Here is a 16,476-nt window from a genome sequence, read left to right on the forward strand (position 1 = left end):
TTTCTTCAGCCAGCAAGCTGGCCTCCAAAAGCACAACCACCTTCGTTCTCAAACAGAGGTCACTACCAAATTGTCAAAGATCAAAAGCTTTCGCTTCTCCCTGTCGGCGTCATTCCCTTCAGGTGAGACGGTATATCCTATAGCAACTTGGCCTCACGTCAAAGGGGCCAACGGGGTTTTTGTTTAGAATTCGTGAGTATCTGTTGTAAGTGCTGTGAGTGTAAAGGGTTCGGAGTTGTGGAATCTTTGCAGAATTGCTCTCTTTGGGGTCTTGGGATGTGGTTTTGAGGGTCTGAGAGTGGCCCTGGCTGAGGCAAATTAGCCATCCGAAGTGTGTTTGATTCAGGCGTCGGTAGCCCTGCGTAACCAAGTTCCTTTGAGGCATGGCCCAGCAGCGTAACCATTCACAAGGGTAAGGTCGTTTGTGGAGCCCCCTAGTAATACAGTTGGCTGGTGGGCATTTTGGATGCTGTATTACTTCACGTAATCGTTCGGCCCTGGGGGAGAACAATAGGGTGTCAGCCATTTCCGCGTATGTTTTCAGGGGCACCAGAATTTAGAGGCCGACTTTGCTAAACTGTCGGCGGACAAATTGAGCCATACTCAAGTAGTGACATCGATCGCGGCTCCCCAAAGGGTGCTGCTCAGTTTTCAGGTTACGGAAGAAGGCGACAGCCATGATTTGCCGAGGTGTTCGCGGGGCTACGACGGTTACCCATAACGATCGAGACGAGATTCTCGAGGCGACGCGGCAGTTATTGGCATTGATGATCCGCCAGAACGGGATCGATCCGAAAGACGTGGCCAGTGCCATCTTCACGATTACCAGTGACTTGAACGCCGAGTTTCCTGCCCTGGCCGCGCGGCAAATTGGTTGGATGGACGTCCCTTTGATTTGCACCCATGAGATCAGCGTTCCAGGCTCGCTGCCTCGGTGCGTCCGGATTCTTCTGCACTGGAATACCGACAAGCCCCAAGACCAGGTGCATCACGTCTATGTCCGCGATGCGGTACGGCTTCGCCCAGATTTGTGCCAGGTTCCAGAGATCGATTGGCAGGAACTTGAGCAGTGGATCGAGCAGCAGATGGTCCACATGAAGTAAGCGTTAAGGCTTAACTCGTTATCTCATAGATAGTTACTGGCGGCGTTCTGGATTCGTGCCGCTAGCATGCTTCTGGGTTTGGCACCCGACGTGCTCTCTCTTCGTCGGTCCTATGGCTTCGGTAGTACACCTCGGCACTAGGCGTTTTTTTCGATGCATTGCGATAGGTTCAACGGTTCGTAACCCCGCATTATCGAAGAGAACGGCGTTGAATGTCTATGGTCTTCATCAGATGTTAACGATACTATTATCGTTAACTCATCTGTCGTTTGATCGACGAGACAGTCGCCCCACTGTCAGGCATCCCCGTTTCAACCGTTTGTGGTTCTTCGACCACCAGGAGGGAGGCTCGTATGCAGGATGTTATCGCGGGCTACATCATTGTCGGACTGATCAGCCTTGGCGGCTTTATTGCCACAAGAGCCTGGACCAGGAACTGGTCTGTGGCCGCTTTGAATCAGTTGGCGATTGCCACTATTATCCTCGTCGGGCTTTACACTGCCTTTGTCTGGGAGAGTCTGTTTCTGACGGAGCTGCTTCCCTTCTCGAATCTGATCATCCTCAGCAATGTCTATCCTTTGGCCGCCTTGGTTCTGGCTGCCGTTGCTTCTAATCGCCTTCGAGACCAAGGTTGGCGCCGTGTCGTGCCGATGGCTGGATTGCTGGGCGTTGGTGTCTGGTCGCTGGTTTACCCGGTGATGGGAGACGCTCCGAAGTGTGATGTGTTGTGGGATAGCCGAGGCATCTGTTACCAGACCACAAATCAAACTTGTACGGCGGCCTGTGCTGCGACGCTGCTGAGTCACTATGGCATTCCTACCACTGAAGAGGAAATGGCCGAGCTTTGCCTCACGCGGGAAGGGACCTCATGGAAAGGTTTTTATCGCGGTTTGAAGCTGAAGACGGCCGATTCGCCCTATAAAGTGAAGATGGATTATCTGACCGCGGAAGAGTTGGCTGCGGCGGGCCGTCCAGTTGTGCTTCGCGTCGGAAAGCGAGATTGGCTAGGGACCGGTAACGCGGCTGGGCTTCCTTCCGGATGGCAGGCTGGTGAGATCCATTCGGTGGTCTGCCTTGGTCGCGTGAAGGGCTACTACATGATCGCCGATCCGAATCCGGAGATCGGAATCGAGTTTTGGAGCGAGAAAGAGCTGCATCAATTGTGGGATGGCCACAGCGCAATGCTGGTCCAAGACTACGAGGGACCGGCGTTCAAGAACAAGTCTTCGGCCTTGAGCAAGTTCCCTACACTCGCTGCCCGTTAATCGGCTGGCGAGCAAACGATCGTTTGCGTCTCGGTGATAATCTGATGCATGGGGATGTCATGCGTTTCCACCGGAATCTCTGCGAATAACTGGCAATCGAACGCCAGGCCAATCTGGCGGCAATCGTCGGGCAACTGCATCAACAGCCGGTCGAAATAGCCTTTGCCGTAACCGATTCGATTACCGGTGTGGTCAAACGCGACGCCTGGGATCAAGGCCAGCGAGATATCTTGTGGCCCGACCAATCGATTCGCCCGCAATTCTTCTCGTGGCTCTCGAATGCCGAACGCTCCCCGCTCGAGCTCGCCCAGATCTTCCAGACGAAACAGTCCGAGCTCGTTGCCTGGCAAGCAGTAAGGAACGACGACGTTGCCGAACTGATGAAGTGTGTGATCAAGGATCGAATCGGTTTCCACTTCATCGCGAACACCGACATAGACCAGTGGCGTTTGGTGGTGATGGTCAAGTTCTGGCAGAACGCGCTGGGCGATGGCGGCACTTCGCGCCGCTCGATCGGTCAGGCTGCGCCGCTGGGCTAGTGCCGTTTCTCGGATCCATGCTTTCGGCGATTGGCCAGGAGGGGGCTCGATCAAGATCTACGATCCGAAAAGAAATGTGTCGAGATGCATGGCAGTCGTCCACTCGAAAATCGTCGCGACCAGCCGGGTCAAAGCGACCAGCGCCGCCAAGATGGCGAGCACAAAGCCAGCCCAGCGTAGTTTCGACTGTTGTCGATTCAAAAGGAAGATCTGCAGCGTGACAGCGGCAACCGCCAGGAAGGCTCCGGCGATCGTGAAGTACGACACCAGCCCGGTAAGCAGTGCCAGGCAAATGCTTCCGACCTGGGGATAGTCGATCGAGAAGTTGCTGGGAACGGCCTTCGCTTTTGTGGGGGCGGAAGTGGATGATGTCTTGGTAGAAGCTATTTCTACAGCATCCTCTTCGACAATCGCTGCCATCACCGGCTGATCGTCGACCATTGGCGACAGTCGCAAATACTCGACCAGAACTGGTGATCTTCGCACCGGAGGAAGACCGGTGGAATGTTTGGTGGCGCTGGGCCTGGGGGTTATCCGGCCTCCATTCTGATTTCTGGTCTTCGAGAAACTGGTACCGCATTTCCAGCATCGATTGACCGCACCTATGAGTTCTTCACCACAGACGCTGCAAACAACGCTTATACGGGGGCTTTCCTCAACCATGAGCTTGTCGGGGGGCCTGGAATCAGAGGTGGAACAACAGATTCGCCGAATCTTGTGAATCTCGGTAAAACGGACTACCCTTAAAAGTTTACTGCGAATAGCGAACCATTTCCCTATCTCATCCCCCCTCGCCCGGATTTCACGGGAAAAGATCTGGTTCCAAGCCCCGTGTTGTCTGGCAAACTCCTCCAATCGACCCATCCGAAGGAAGTTGACCTTGAAGATCGTGACTTGCGCTGCCCATAAACTGTTGATGCTTGGCTTGCTGACCATTCCGGTTGGGAACGTGTGGGGCGAGGTACCAGAACCCGAGGTTCCGCAATTGGCCCCTGCTTCGGACGAAGGAGAAAAGGCCATCGCTGGCTTTAAGGTGCCGGAAGGGTTCGAGATGACCCTCTTCGCGGCCGAACCGATGATGGCCAATCCCGTCGCTTTCTGCCTCGACGATTTCGGCCGTGTGTACGTCGCCGAAACGTATCGCCAAGGTCAGGGGGTCGAAGACAATCGCAATCATAACTATTGGCTGGTCGATGACCTGGCCGCGCAAAGCGTGGAAGATCGTCGGGCCTATATCTTGAAGCATCATCCAGAGGCCGCACAGAAGTACACCCAGCACGACGACCGAATCCGAATGCTGGTCGATACCGATGGCGATGGCAAGGCAGACCAAGATACGGTCTTCTCGTCCGGCTACAACGACGTTGTCGAAGGGACTGGTGCTGGCGTGTTGGCCTTGGATGGCAGCGTTTACTACACCAACATTCCGAACGTCTGGAAGCTGACCGATACCAACAACGACGGCGTCGCTGACGAGAAGGTCTCGCTGAGCGAAGGCTATGGCGTGCGGTTCGCGTTTCGTGGGCATGACCTGCATGGTCTGACGCTGGGGCCGGACGGCAAGATTTACTTCAGCATCGGCGACCGTGGCTACAACATTGAAGTCAACGGAACGCGTCTGAAAGACCCAGGTTCCGGTGCGGTTTTTCGTTGCAACCCGAACGGTTCGGACCTGGAAGTGTTCTGCACTGGTCTGCGAAATCCGCAAGAGTTGGCCTTCGACGACTACGGCAACCTATTCACGTGCGATAACAATTCCGACAGTGGCGACCAGGCTCGTTGGGCTTACCTGGTGAAAGGCGGTCACACCGGTTGGAACATGGCGTATCAATATCTCAGCGATCGTGGTCCCTGGAATCGCGAGAAGCTGTGGCATCCTTATCACGAAGGTCAGGCCGCCTACATCGTTCCACCGATCATCAACATTTCGGACGGTCCAAGTGGTTTGGTGCACTACCCAGGCACTGGCTTTGGCAAAGAATACGACGGCACCTTCTTCCTGTGTGACTTCCGCGGCGGACCTGCCAACAGCGGTATCCGTACGTTCAAGATGAAGCAGAAGGGAGCTACTTACGAACTGGTCGACTCCGAACAATTCGTTTGGAAGATGTTGGTCACCGACGTCGATTTCGGACCGGACGGTGCCATGTACATCAGCGACTGGGTCGATGGTTGGACCGGTCTGAACAAAGGACGCATCTATCGTCTGACGAAGAAGAATCCGGAAGACGCCAAGCTGATCGCTGAGGTCAAAGCGTTGATGCCTTCCGATTTCAGCAAGAAGTCGGACGACGAATTGAAGGCATTTTTGGGCCACCCGGATCGACGCATCCGCATGAAGGCTCAGTTTGCCTTGGCGGCTGCCAAGAAGCTGGATGTTCTGGAATCAGTCGCGAAGGATACCGAGCAGCCTCAGTTGGCTCGCCTGCATGCGATCTGGGGCATCGGTCAGATTGCCGAGAAGGACTCGAAGATTGCCGAACGCGTTAAGACAGTCGAGATGCTTTCGACTCAACTGGTGAAAGACGAAGATCCTGAAGTGCGTGCCCAGGTCGGACGGGTGCTGGGTGAGTTGCGAGTTATCTACGGTCTGCCTCGCTTGCTGGAAGACGACAATCCTCGCGTACAGTACTTTGCGATGACCGCCTTGGGCAACGCAGGCCCGCATGGCGATCCTAATCAAGTGATCGATCGCGTGGCCGAAATCCTGGCAGCCAATGCCGACGAAGATCCGGTGCTGCGGCATGGTGGCATCATGGCGATGGCCGGGATGCGAAGTATCCAGTCGTTGGCCGACCTGGCGAACCATCCTTCGCCAAGCGTGCGTCTGGCAGCAGTAGTCGCTCTGCGTCGCCTGGAAAGCCCAACCGTGGTGCGTTTCCTGAACGATGGTAACGAACTGATCGTCTTGGAAGCCGTTCGTGCGATTCATGATCTTCCGATGGAAAACGCCATGCCTCAAGTCGCTCGCCTGATCGACTCGGGCTGGAAGAACGACGCCATGCTGCGACGTGTGCTGAACGCCAACTTCCGTTTGGGTGATCCTGAAAACGCGGAAGCCTTGGCACGTTTTGCCGCTCGTAGCGATGCGCCGGAAGCGATGCGTTTGGAAGCCTTGGCGATGCTCGAAGCATGGGACAAGCCGGGCCAACTCGATCGCGTGATCAACTTCTATCGCCCGCTGGAAGAACGAGATCAACGCCCTGCCCGCGAAGCGTTGGCGGCAGCCTTGCCGAAGTTGCTGACCACCGACGAGAACGTTCGCAACAAGGCGGCCAAGCTGGCCGCGACGTTCGGTATCAAGCAGGTCGCTCCGGTTTTGATGGGCTTGGCCAGCGATCCGAAGCAATCGGCCGAAACGCGAGCCGATGCCATCGCAGCCTTGGTGCGTGTCGATGCCAACAAGGCGAAGCCGGTTGTGGAAGAAGCTTTGAAATCGGATCAGGCCCTGGTCCGAGCCGCCGCGCGAGATCAGATGGCCAAGCTGGCTCCGTCGGAAGCTGCCGCGACGCTGAAAGATGGTGTCGCCGCTGACTCGACAATCGAACGTCAACGAGCCCTGGCAGCCCTCGCCGAGAGCAAGCCGAAAGGCTCGGAAGCGATTGTTGCTTCCGCCATGGAAAAGCTGATCGATGGCAGCTTGCCGGAAGATACTCGCCTGGATGCCTTGGAAGCGGCGACCGCCTTCAAGGATTCGGCCGAGATCGCCTCGCTGCTCGAGAAGTACCGCTTATCGCTTGATCCGTCCGACCCATTGGCCGAGTACCGCGTCGCCCTTTCTGGCGGCAACTTCGAGAAGGGCAAGAAAGTGTTCTTCGAGAAGACGGAGACCTCGTGTGTGCGTTGTCACCGGGCCATGGGGACCGGTGGTCGCGTTGGTCCAGAACTCGATGCACTGGGACAGACCAAACCTCGCGAGTATCTGCTGGAAGCTGTCGTGCAGCCGAATGCCAAGATCGCGGAAGGTTTCGAGTCAATCCTGGTGTTGACCGTCGATGGTCAGACGTACTCTGGCGTGCTGAAGGAAGAAACGGACGAAGCGGTCAACCTGGTCGATGCCGATGGCAAGCTGATCACGATTCCTCAAGATGACATCGAAGGTCGCAAGAGTGCCAAGAGCCCGATGCCGGAAGATGTTTACAAGCATCTCAGCAAATCGGAGCTTCGCGACTTGATCGAATTTCTGGCCAGCCTGAAGAAAGGCGAGTCGGCCGGTCACGAGTAAGCTCGTCGCCCCGAATTTAATCGAAGCTATGTAAACGAGGGGCACGACTATCACTAGGTCGTCGTGCCCCTTTCCCTTGCGCAGCGGGATCGTTACTTGGTGCTTGCCTCGAAGAAGCTCCAGATTTCGTCGGTCGCGTTCAGCTTGCTGGTGTTCGGACCGGTCAGTCGCGAAGGAACATTGCGTGAGGTCCCTGGCCAGGCATGCCCATGTCCCTTCAGGTACAGCACGGTCAGTTCCGGTCCGCCGTTCTTCGACGGGTATCGAACCTTCTGAATGGCGTCGTCTTCCGCAATCGTTTGCGGCTCGGTCTGGCATTGAATTGCCGTCGCCCATTTGGCCATCAAGCCCGCGATCGGCGGCGTGGTACGAGTCCCCCAAGGTAGCGTCGACTCGCCACCTTTGTACGGCAGCAGTGGATCTTCGAGGCCAAGGATAAAGAGCGATGGAAGTGACTTGGCTGGCTGCGGATTGTCGACCGAAACGGTTCCCGCCACTGTACCGATTGCCGCTAAGCGATCCGCCATTTCAGCACCCAGGCGAAAGGTCATCCCGCCTCCATTACTGTGTCCGGTGGCGAACACCTTGGATTCGTCGTAAGGGACTTTCTTTGCCAACTCGTCCAGCAACGTGCGAATGTAAGCGACGTCGTCGACTTTCGAGCGAGGGCCACCTTCCCGCAGTTGGCCCGAGTTCCACAGGTAAGGATTGCTCAGGAAGTTGCCCGGCAGCCGCGGTCGGGCCGGCAAGCCGTTCGGGGCGATCACGATAAAGCCCTTCTCGTCCGCTTTCTTCGCCCAGTTGTCGATGTTCAGAATCGAATCGCCTTGCCCGCCGGCGCCATGCAAGGCGATCACCAGTGGAGGCGGCGACTGCGGATTGTATCCTTTAGGGATGTGGATCGTAGCGGTCCGCTCATACCCGCCTGACTCAGTGGTTACCTCGAACTGCCCGGATCGGACCGGCGTCGGAAGTTCGGCGGCCTGAAAGTTTCGACCGTTGAAGAAGAAAAGCGAGGCTCCCAGCAGAAGCCCACATCCCAGCCAGCGACGACGAAGCATAATAACCCTCGCAAGATTTGATGATCGGTTACCCACTCTTACCTGAGAGCCGAGGCGAAGGTTTCGTCCGAGATGGTTTCCTGTGGCCAAGGAGACGCCGGGCTAGCAAGAAAAAGCCCCCTCTTCACCATCGCGGGAAATAGGGGGCAAGTTTGACTTAGGTGCCCAGGACCACGCCGCCATCGACGCGAATGGCCGCCCCGTTGGTGGCACTCGACAGAGGCGAGCAATAATAGGCGACCGTGTTCGCCACTTCTTCGACTTCCGCAAATCGCTGGATCAGCGAGGTCGGTCGGGCCGACGCGAAGAACTCTTTCTCGAACTCATCTTTGGACAAGTTGTTTTCCTTGGCCAGTTCGCCGACGAACTCCTCGACCCCTTCCGATCCGGTGGGGCCAGGCAGAACCGCGTTGACGGTGACATGCGTTCCCTTGGTGAGGCGGGCGATACCGTTCACCAAGGCGATGTTCGCCGCCTTGGTCATGCCGTAATGAACCATTTCGGCGGGGATTTGCAAGCCGCTTTCGCTGGAAATGAAAAGCACGCGGCCCCAGTTTCGCTCGAGCATGCCTGGGAAAACGGCTTGTGTCAGACGAACGCCCGACATCACGTTCACATCGTAGAAATGTTGCCAGTCTTCGGCCGGGATGTCGACGAATGCCTTCGGTTCAAAGATGCCGGCGTTGTTGACCAGAATGTCGACCTGACCTGCTTCCGCGATCAGCTTGGCACAACCTTCCGCAGTACCGACATCGGCGGCAATACCGCGAGCACCGTGGCCGATCGCTTCGGCGGCCTTCTTGGTCGACTCTTCGCTGCGGCCATTCACGATGACATTGGCTCCTTCTTGCGCGAGGACCTGGGCGATGGCATACCCGATGCCCTTGGTCGAACCGGTGACGAGGGCATTCTTATTTTTGAGCTGTAAATCCATGAGAAAACTCCCGAACCAAACGAAGCGTTAGTCGATACGTGAGTTATTCTCTCAGGATCCGCCCCAGGCAACTAGCTGTGGGACGGGGATGCGGGCATCCCGCTTGTCCCCGAGAACTGCTCGGTCGTGGTTGTGGTGACCAGTGTCCCGCCGGCAGGGGCCTCGGTTTCGCCATCGTGGTGACCGCCGTGGAACGAACCAGGGGCGATCGTTTCGAGGATGGTGACTTTGATCGAGTACCCGACCGGCACCAAAAACAACACCAGGACCGTCGCAAAGATCTCGCCGAAGGCAATGCTGGTCGCCATCGGAATGAGCAGCTGAGCTTGCAGCGAGGTCTCCATCAACAAGGGAAGAAGGCCCCCAACGGTCGTGATGGTTGTTAACAGCACCGGACGAAAACGCCGCGTGCCAGCCTCGAGCAAAGCCTGGTTGACCGGCAGTCCTGCTTGGACACGTTGATTGATGAAATCGACCAGCACGATCGAGTCGTTCACCACGATCCCGGTCAAAGCGACCAGGCCAAACATGCTGAAGAAGGTGAGCGGCATCCCCATGATCGCGTGACCGGCGACGGCACCGATGGCACCGAAGGGGATAATCGCCAGGATCAACAGCGGCTGGAAGTACGACTTGAACTCGAACGCCAGCAGCAGGAACATCGCGACCAACGCCACGACGAAGCCAAACCCAAGGCTGCCCATCGATTCCGAGCGTTGTTCGTTTTGCCCTTCCCACGACACGCTAATCGCTGGGTAATCGGCCAGCAGCTTAGGAATGAAATCGGTCTTCAGGCCGTTGACAATTTCCAGCTCGTTCCCCTTCCCTTCCGCGATGTCAGCCGTGATCTTGATCGCTCGCTTTTGCTTTACGCGGTTGATTTCAGAGTAGCCACGCACGATATCGACTTCGGCGAGCTCGGTGATCGGGCGTTCAATTCCGTCGTTCAAGCGAATACGGATGTCGTCGAACGAAGCCAGGCGGTGGCGATCCTCTTGAGGGTAGCGAACCATGATTTTGACTTCATGACGCCCTCGCTGCACCCGCATGACCTCTTGGCCATAGAATGCGGCCCGGACGGTTTCCGCCAGGTCAGCCGTGGTGACGCCCATGGCTTGAGCCTTCGGCTTCACGCGGAAGCGATATTCCCACTTACCGGGGATTGAGTCGTCGGCGATGTCGATCAAGCCAGAATACATTTCCATCTGGGCCTTGGTCTTCTCGACCGCTTCTTCCAACTCGTCCATATGCTTACCGTCGGCCAGCAAACGGAACTCGATCGGTGTGGCCCCTGGACCGAGGGCGAGCGAATTGATCGTCAGCGTTTCGGCGCCTGGGACCGAGCCTAGTTCTTTTCGCCAATGCTCGACGATCTCCATGCTGCTGATTTCCCGTTCTTCGGTATCTTGCAGCTCAATTTCTACACTGCCGACATGGCTGCCGTTGGCACCTTCAGTCGACGACCCAGGAGGGCCACCACTGGTGACCTGGGCGCCGACCGTGCGGAACGAGACCTGGCCGAGGCTTTCGCCCGGCGGCGAAAGGCGATCGTTAACTGCCCAGAAGGCATCTTCAATCCGCTTAGTCCATTCCTGGGTGACATGCTCTGGCGTGCCGTCTGGGAACGAGATCTGAGCCTGAACTGTATTGCCATCGAGCTTTGGCATGAATTCGATCGGTGCGAGGCCGGAGCGAACGATGGCGATCGTCACCATAATCGCACACACGCCACCTCCGCAGATGATGATGCGATTGTGCAGTGCCCAGTGGAGACATGGTTCGTAGACGTTCTTGATGAACCAGTCGAGGATCTTCGTCGTCGTGTTGCTGGCGAACGTCACCACGGGCAGCAGCCAGGAAACGACGAACAGCAAGTACTTCAGGATGCCCATCAGACGCGAGTTTTTGTGCGACAAGTGACACGGCAAGATCGTGACACATTCAAACAGCGACGCGAGCAGAATGGCGATAATCGCCATCGGCATCACCTTCATGAACTTGCCCATGATGCCCGAGACGAACAGCAGCGGAAGAAACGCCATCACGGTGGTCGCCGTCGACGAGGCCACCGAGCTCATCACTTCCGTGGTGCCATCGATCGCGGCGTCGGCCAATGGCTTACCCATTTGGCGATGGGCATAGATGTTCTCGCCCACAACGATCGCGTCGTCGACCACGATGCCCAGGGCCATCAGGAACCCGAACATCGAGATCATGTTCATTGTTTCGCCGGTCGCGTACAGATAGACGCCGGCCGCGAACAGCGAGAACGGAATCCCCATCGAAACCCACAGGGCGAGTTCCAGGTCGAGGAACAGCACCAGCAGCAAGAACACGATCATCAAGCCGTAGATGGCGTTCTCGATCAGCAGGTTCAAACGCCCGCGAACTTCGATCGATTGATCGCTCCAGGTCAGCAGTTCGTAGCCACTGGGCAGCTTTTTCTGGGCGACGTAGGTCTTCACCGCGTCGACCATCTTCAGCAGGTCTTCGTCCGAGCTTCTCGACACGGTCATCGCCATCGCCGGCTTGCCACCGATATAGGCCCGCGAGGTCGTATCGGCGAACTCGTCGCGCACGGTCCCCAGGTCGCCGATGGTCAGCACGGCACCTTCGGCCTGTTTGATCAGCGGCAACTCGGCCAGGTCGTCTCCCGAGGTGCGGCGATTGTTGCCGCGCAGCAGGACTTCCTGCGATTCGCCACGGATCGTACCGGCAGGCAATTCGCGGTTTTCACGGCGGATCACTTCGGCCACGTTGCCCAGCGTCAGACCATGCGAACGTAGTACAGATTCGCCGATTTCGACGTCGATCTGGTAGTCGCGTTCGTTGATGAAGTCGATTTGCGAAACGCCATCCAACTGCAGCATCTCGTCACGCACTTCTTCCGCGACGCTACGAAGCTGAAGCTGGGCTTCTTCGGTATCTTGTTCCGGACCAATCACGCCGACACGAATGGCCGGCCGGCGGCTCGTAACGCTGCGGACTTCAGGGTCTTCCGCTTCTTCGGGAAAGCTGGGGATGCGGTCGATTTCGGAGCGGACTTCATCGAGAACACGGTCCGGATTGCGAACCGAAGTTTCCAGTTCGATGATCACGCTGCCGGCACCTTCCGCCGCGATCGAGGTCACCTTCTTGATCCCGTCGAGCGAACGAACCGCTTCTTCGATCTTCTGGCAGATCCCTTCTTCCACTTCCTGCGGTGCCGCACCTGGATAAGGAACTTGGACCAGAATCATGTCGAGGTCGAAGTCAGGGAACGTCTCGCGTTTCATCTGCCAGAGAGAAAACGCACCTACGAGAATCGCCGCGACCATCAAGATATTCATGCCGGGCGCATTCGAGATCGCCCACTTCACGATGCCACGCATGGTTACTGTTTCACCTCCACCTTGGCACCATCAAAGGGTGCGGCCAAAGGAGAAACGACCACGCTTTCGCCTGGTTCCAGCCGGCCAGGGCCAGCATAGACCAGGGCGTTGGATCCTTCCGTCATCGCCACCGAAACCTGGCGGCGTCGCAGGACATCGCCATCGATAACCCATAAACGATTGCCTGGATAGACGGCCGAAATCGGCACGGCGACCAGTGGGGCACGAGGGGTCACGTGGACGTCGACTTGCACGTACATGCCCACCATCAGCGTCGGAACGTCGGCAACCAGGTCAACTTTGCCATCTTCTGAAATGCGACGAACCTGAAGTGGATTCTCTACCTGAACACGACACGGAATCATTCGCGTTTGCGGATCGATCTCGCCGCCGTCGTAACGCGACAGCTTGCCATCCCACAAATAAGTTTCGTTGCCGATCTGGTATCGCACAGTGACCGGAGTTTCTGGCAGTTCGTAGGCACCAAGCTGCTTCTGCTCGGTTGAACCGTTGGATGATTCCCACAGCCATTTCATCTGGTGAGCCTGCAGGCTGCATTTGATTTCGAGCTTCGAGGTATCGCGGATCGCGCAGATGGCGGTCCCTTGCTGCACGTAGCTGTCCTGTTCGACGTTGTCTTCCACGACAACCCCATCGATCGGCGAGGTAATCGTAGTACGGCTCAGTTTGAGCTGAGCCATGGCAATTTCCGACTTAAAGCGATCGCGGACATTTTCCAGTCGCGACTTCGAGGCACGCTGCAGGTTCAGTTGATCACGCTGCGATTGAAGCGAAGTCTTGGCAGTCAGTTCGGCACGCAAAGCTTCGTCGAGGCTGGCTTCGGTGGTGGCGTTTCGGCTGACCAGCGAACGGATTCGGTCGGCGGACCGGGTCTGGATGGTCAGGTTCTGTTCGGCGAGTTCGATCTGCCCTAAAGTCGACGCGATCTGAACGTCCATTTCCTCGATATTGCCGACCGCCTCGTCCAGGTCCTCTTGCAATCGCTCTAGTTCCAGTTCATAGTCGCGGCGATCGAGGAGGACCAATGGTTTGCCGGCAGAGACGACCCGGCCGATCCGCAACTGGTCCGATTTCTCGGTGACCCGGCCAGCAACCTCCGCCGCCAGTTGGATCTCTCGATACGGAACCACGACCCCGTCCACCTCGAAGGTAATGCCCGACTGGTGCGACTCGGCCGATTGGACCTCGACCAAGCGAATGTTTTCGTGTGGGGGTTGGTCCGATTCGGTCTTTGCCTCTCCCAGCAATAGAATGGCAGCAAAGCCGCCACCCACCAGACAGAGGGAGATGAGCGTCTTCAGAACCAAGCCCAGGATGCTAGAAAGCTTCGACATGAGCGACTTCTCGTGCAAAGATGAGGGCCGAAAAGGTGGCCAAAATTAGTTAGCTGCCTTAGAATGAAACACCTGTTTAACTCGATAGTATCTACCCAATCGGAAAAATTCAATCGCAACAATAGAGAATTCATGAGTTCGACGAGCACTGATGCGAAACAGCGCCTTTTAGAGGCGGCCATTCAGGAATTTGCCCTGCATGGATACGACCACGGAACGGTTCGCCGCATCTGCGGTAAGGCGGACGTGAACGTCAACGCCGTGAAATATTACTTCGAAGACAAGCGTGGCTTGTACATCGAAGCGGTCCGCGAAGCCCATCGAGCCCGGCATCAATCGTTCAAAGATGCGGGAAACGAAGCGATCGCGAGTGGCTTGATTCCCCCCGAGGATGATCCGGCAGCCCCTCCCCAGACTCGGCTGAAGGGCTTCATCCGGCAGATGGTGGCCCTGGCGATGTCGGCCCAGAATCGGGTCGACCATAATCACTTGCTGATCTTTCGCGAGATGACTGAGCCATCCGATGCGACACGCAACATCGTGCAAGAGTTCGTTCGTCCCCATTTTGAATTGCTGAATGAAATTCTGAAAGAACTTCTTCCGGAGGACACTCCGACCTGCAAAAGACACATGTTCGGGTTCACCGTGGTGGGTCAGTGCATGCACTACAAGTTGGCTGGCCCGATCATCGGCATGCTGATTTCTCAAGAAGAACGTCAGAAACTCACGGTCGAAGTAGTCTCGGATCATATCTTTCAGGTAGTGAGCTCAGCGGTCGAGCGTTTCTGTGAGTCCGATTCGGGTTGATTTTCCGAGTCCGATGCTGCACGCTGCTCGCTGGTTCCCTGCCCCTTTCTGATCTGTTGGGAGAGTGTTCATGCGCGGCGCGATTGTTGGTTGGTTTCTGTTAGCCCTGCTTGGCAATACGGCAGTCGCGGACGATTGGCCGCAATGGCTGGGCCCGGATCGCAATGGCGAGTGGAACGAACGCCGCATCGTCCGCAAGTTTCCGCGGAAAGGCCTTCCGCAAGAGTGGTCCGTTCCGGTGAGCGGCGGTTACAGTGGCGTGGCCGTGGCCGATGAGTATGCGTATGTCACCGATCGCGTGACCGAGCCAGAGCAGAAAGAACGCCTTCACTGCATCGACGTGAATACCGGCACAAAGCTGTGGACCTTCGACTATAAGTGCGCGTACGAAAACATCAGCTACACGGCCGGTCCCCGGGCAACGCCGCTGGTGAACGATTCCGAAGTCTACACCCTCGGTTCGATGGGCAACTTGTTTTGCCTCGATGCCATCACCGGCAGGAAGCTCTGGTCGCGCGACTTGGCGAAGGACTACAAGATTCGGATGCCGGTATGGGGCATCGCGGCCTCTCCCCTGCTCTGGAAAGACAATCTGATTCTGCAGATTGGTGGCGCGAAAGGGGCCTGCGTGATCGCGCTGGATAAAGATAGTGGCGAAGAAGTGTGGCGGAGCTTGAACGATCGGGCCAGCTATTCATCGCCGATCATCATCGACCAGGCCGGCCGGCCAACGCTGCTGGTGTGCACGGCTGACAGCGTCGCTGCGCTGAACCCACGTAATGGCGAGATCCGCTGGCGGTACCCCTGGGCACCTCGTGGCGAATTGATGCGCGTGGCGACGCCGGTGGTTCAGGGCGATCGGGCCTTTTTTACCGGGTTTTATGATGGATCGTTGATGCTGCGGATCAAGCAGGACGAGTTCGGCTACGAAGTGCTTTGGCAGCGGGCGGGCCGTTCCGAGAACGATACCGATGGGCTGCACTCGACGATCAGCACTCCGGTCTTCGACGGGAACTACATCTATGGCGTCGACAGCTATGGGCAACTGCGCTGCATCGATGCCGCGACGGGGGATCGCATCTGGGAAGACCAGACCGCGGTGCCGAAAGCTCGCTGGGCGACAATCCACTTCGTGAAGCACGGGGATCGCTACTTCTTATTCAACGAACGCGGCGAACTGATCATCGCGCGACTATCGCCGGAAGGCTTCGACGAGATCTCGCGAACGAAGATTCTTTCACCAACCCGGCAGCAACTATCGCGGCGTGATGGCGTTTGCTGGGCGTTTCCCGCCTATGCCGAACGCTGCATCGTGGCACGAAATGACGAAGAAGTGGTCTGCGTGAGTCTTGAGGACTAACGCAGCTTACCAGCTCTGCGAGTCTTGAATCGCTTGCTCGAGGATCGTCATCACCGTGTTAGGGTCGTATGGCTTGCGAACATAGAACCGAGCTCCGCTACGGCGAATGTCACGGATCGTTCCTTCGTTGCCGTTGGCACTCAGGATGATGATCGGGATCTCGCTAGTTTCGTCGTCGTCGGCCAGCTGCGAGCAAACATCCAGACCGCACACGTCCGGCAGATTTACGTCCAGCAAGATCGCGGCTGGGCGTTGTTTCAGCGCCAGACGAACGCACTCGCCACCTTTGTGGGTGACGATTGGATCGAAGCCGCGCTTCTGAACGAAGTGTGCAAGCGCTTCGCAAATATCAGGTTCGTCGTCGCAGATGAGCACCTCGCCTCGGTACTCCATTTCCGCGCACTGCTCTAATTCGGGAATCGCATCCGCAATCATATCCGGCCCCTGCCTGCGCAT

The 16,476-nt window shown here is 57.0% G+C and carries 13 protein-coding genes; 6 read left to right on the forward strand and 7 right to left on the reverse strand.

Translation table 11 applies throughout. The features are described from left to right. From ABD890_RS14685 to ABD890_RS14695, 3 genes are all read left to right on the forward strand, one after another. The coding region (locus tag ABD890_RS14685) for a hypothetical protein (protein ID WP_345090961.1) at positions 1 to 187 on the forward strand (187 nt) is incomplete at its 5' end. A 490-nt stretch (positions 188 to 677) separates the two neighbouring features. Beyond that, positions 678 to 1,103 carry a chorismate mutase gene (gene aroH, locus ABD890_RS14690; protein ID WP_345090964.1) on the forward strand — a complete coding sequence of 142 codons (426 nt, stop codon included), beginning with the start codon at positions 678 to 680 and terminating at the stop codon, positions 1,101 to 1,103. A 353-nt stretch (positions 1,104 to 1,456) separates the two neighbouring features. Beyond that, a complete protein-coding gene (locus ABD890_RS14695; protein ID WP_345090966.1) occupies positions 1,457 to 2,368 on the forward strand; it encodes a cysteine peptidase family C39 domain-containing protein in 912 nt (303 codons plus the stop codon). Here ABD890_RS14695 and ABD890_RS14700 read toward each other — a convergent pair. Together ABD890_RS14700 and ABD890_RS14705 are read right to left on the reverse strand one after the other, a co-directional pair. Next, positions 2,365 to 2,961: a 5-formyltetrahydrofolate cyclo-ligase gene (locus ABD890_RS14700; RefSeq protein ID WP_345090969.1), complete on the reverse strand. Its 597-nt coding sequence runs from the start codon at positions 2,959 to 2,961 to the stop codon at positions 2,365 to 2,367. The two genes, ABD890_RS14695 and ABD890_RS14700, sit on opposite strands and share 4 nt — an antisense overlap. 3 nt (positions 2,962 to 2,964) lie before the next feature. Continuing rightward, on the reverse strand, positions 2,965 to 3,393 hold the full coding sequence (locus ABD890_RS14705; protein WP_345090972.1) for a hypothetical protein: 429 nt from the start codon (positions 3,391 to 3,393) through the stop codon (positions 2,965 to 2,967). A 403-nt stretch (positions 3,394 to 3,796) separates the two neighbouring features. On the opposite strand from ABD890_RS14705, the gene ABD890_RS14710 reads away from it, so the two are divergent. Beyond that, a complete protein-coding gene (locus ABD890_RS14710) occupies positions 3,797 to 7,132 on the forward strand; it encodes a PVC-type heme-binding CxxCH protein (RefSeq protein WP_345092412.1) in 3,336 nt (1,111 codons plus the stop codon). Positions 7,133 to 7,224: 92 nt separating this feature from the next. Here the strand turns inward: ABD890_RS14710 and ABD890_RS14715 are convergent, their stop codons facing one another. The 4 genes from ABD890_RS14715 to ABD890_RS14730 all read right to left on the reverse strand — a co-directional run bounded on the left by ABD890_RS14715 (position 7,225) and on the right by ABD890_RS14730 (position 13,853). Next, on the reverse strand, positions 7,225 to 8,193 hold the full coding sequence (locus ABD890_RS14715) for a CE1 family esterase (protein WP_345090975.1): 969 nt from the start codon (positions 8,191 to 8,193) through the stop codon (positions 7,225 to 7,227). Between the two features lie 157 nt (positions 8,194 to 8,350). Continuing rightward, positions 8,351 to 9,127 (reverse strand): SDR family NAD(P)-dependent oxidoreductase, encoded by a 777-nt coding sequence (locus ABD890_RS14720; RefSeq protein WP_345090978.1) that lies wholly within the window; start codon positions 9,125 to 9,127, stop codon positions 8,351 to 8,353. 71 nt (positions 9,128 to 9,198) lie between these two features. Further along, on the reverse strand, positions 9,199 to 12,498 hold the full coding sequence (locus tag ABD890_RS14725; RefSeq protein WP_345090981.1) for an efflux RND transporter permease subunit: 3,300 nt from the start codon (positions 12,496 to 12,498) through the stop codon (positions 9,199 to 9,201). 2 nt (positions 12,499 to 12,500) lie between these two features. Continuing rightward, on the reverse strand, positions 12,501 to 13,853 hold the full coding sequence (locus ABD890_RS14730; RefSeq protein ID WP_345090984.1) for an efflux RND transporter periplasmic adaptor subunit: 1,353 nt from the start codon (positions 13,851 to 13,853) through the stop codon (positions 12,501 to 12,503). A gap of 132 nt (positions 13,854 to 13,985) precedes the next feature. On the opposite strand from ABD890_RS14730, the gene ABD890_RS14735 reads away from it, so the two are divergent. Both ABD890_RS14735 and ABD890_RS14740 read left to right on the forward strand, forming a co-directional pair. Next, complete coding sequence (locus ABD890_RS14735) at positions 13,986 to 14,660, forward strand: TetR/AcrR family transcriptional regulator (RefSeq protein ID WP_345090986.1); 675 nt, start codon at positions 13,986 to 13,988, stop codon at positions 14,658 to 14,660. A gap of 70 nt (positions 14,661 to 14,730) precedes the next feature. Further along, positions 14,731 to 16,020 (forward strand): outer membrane protein assembly factor BamB family protein, encoded by a 1,290-nt coding sequence (locus ABD890_RS14740; RefSeq protein ID WP_345090989.1) that lies wholly within the window; start codon positions 14,731 to 14,733, stop codon positions 16,018 to 16,020. Positions 16,021 to 16,026: 6 nt separating this feature from the next. Here the strand turns inward: ABD890_RS14740 and ABD890_RS14745 are convergent, their stop codons facing one another. Further along, entirely contained in the window at positions 16,027 to 16,455 is a 429-nt protein-coding gene (locus tag ABD890_RS14745; protein ID WP_345090992.1) for a response regulator, read from the reverse strand. Positions 16,456 to 16,476: the final 21 nt, after the last annotated feature.

This window comes from Bremerella cremea, from assembly GCF_039541315.1.
Classification (GTDB): Bacteria; Planctomycetota; Planctomycetia; order Pirellulales; family Pirellulaceae; genus Bremerella; species Bremerella cremea.

Bases quoted from the DNA above. Each gene is read 5' to 3' on its own strand.
- aroH (WP_345090964.1), top strand. From the start codon at position 678: ATGATTTGCCGAGGTGTTCGCGGGGCTACGACGGTTACCCATAACGAT.
- ABD890_RS14695 (WP_345090966.1), top strand. From the start codon at position 1,457: ATGCAGGATGTTATCGCGGGCTACATCATTGTCGGACTGATCAGCCTT.
- ABD890_RS14715 (WP_345090975.1), bottom strand. From the start codon at position 8,193: ATGCTTCGTCGTCGCTGGCTGGGATGTGGGCTTCTGCTGGGAGCCTCG.
- ABD890_RS14720 (WP_345090978.1), bottom strand. From the start codon at position 9,127: ATGGATTTACAGCTCAAAAATAAGAATGCCCTCGTCACCGGTTCGACC.
- ABD890_RS14725 (WP_345090981.1), bottom strand. From the start codon at position 12,498: ATGCGTGGCATCGTGAAGTGGGCGATCTCGAATGCGCCCGGCATGAAT.
- ABD890_RS14730 (WP_345090984.1), bottom strand. From the start codon at position 13,853: ATGTCGAAGCTTTCTAGCATCCTGGGCTTGGTTCTGAAGACGCTCATC.
- ABD890_RS14735 (WP_345090986.1), top strand. From the start codon at position 13,986: ATGAGTTCGACGAGCACTGATGCGAAACAGCGCCTTTTAGAGGCGGCC.
- ABD890_RS14740 (WP_345090989.1), top strand. From the start codon at position 14,731: ATGCGCGGCGCGATTGTTGGTTGGTTTCTGTTAGCCCTGCTTGGCAAT.
- ABD890_RS14745 (WP_345090992.1), bottom strand. From the start codon at position 16,455: ATGATTGCGGATGCGATTCCCGAATTAGAGCAGTGCGCGGAAATGGAG.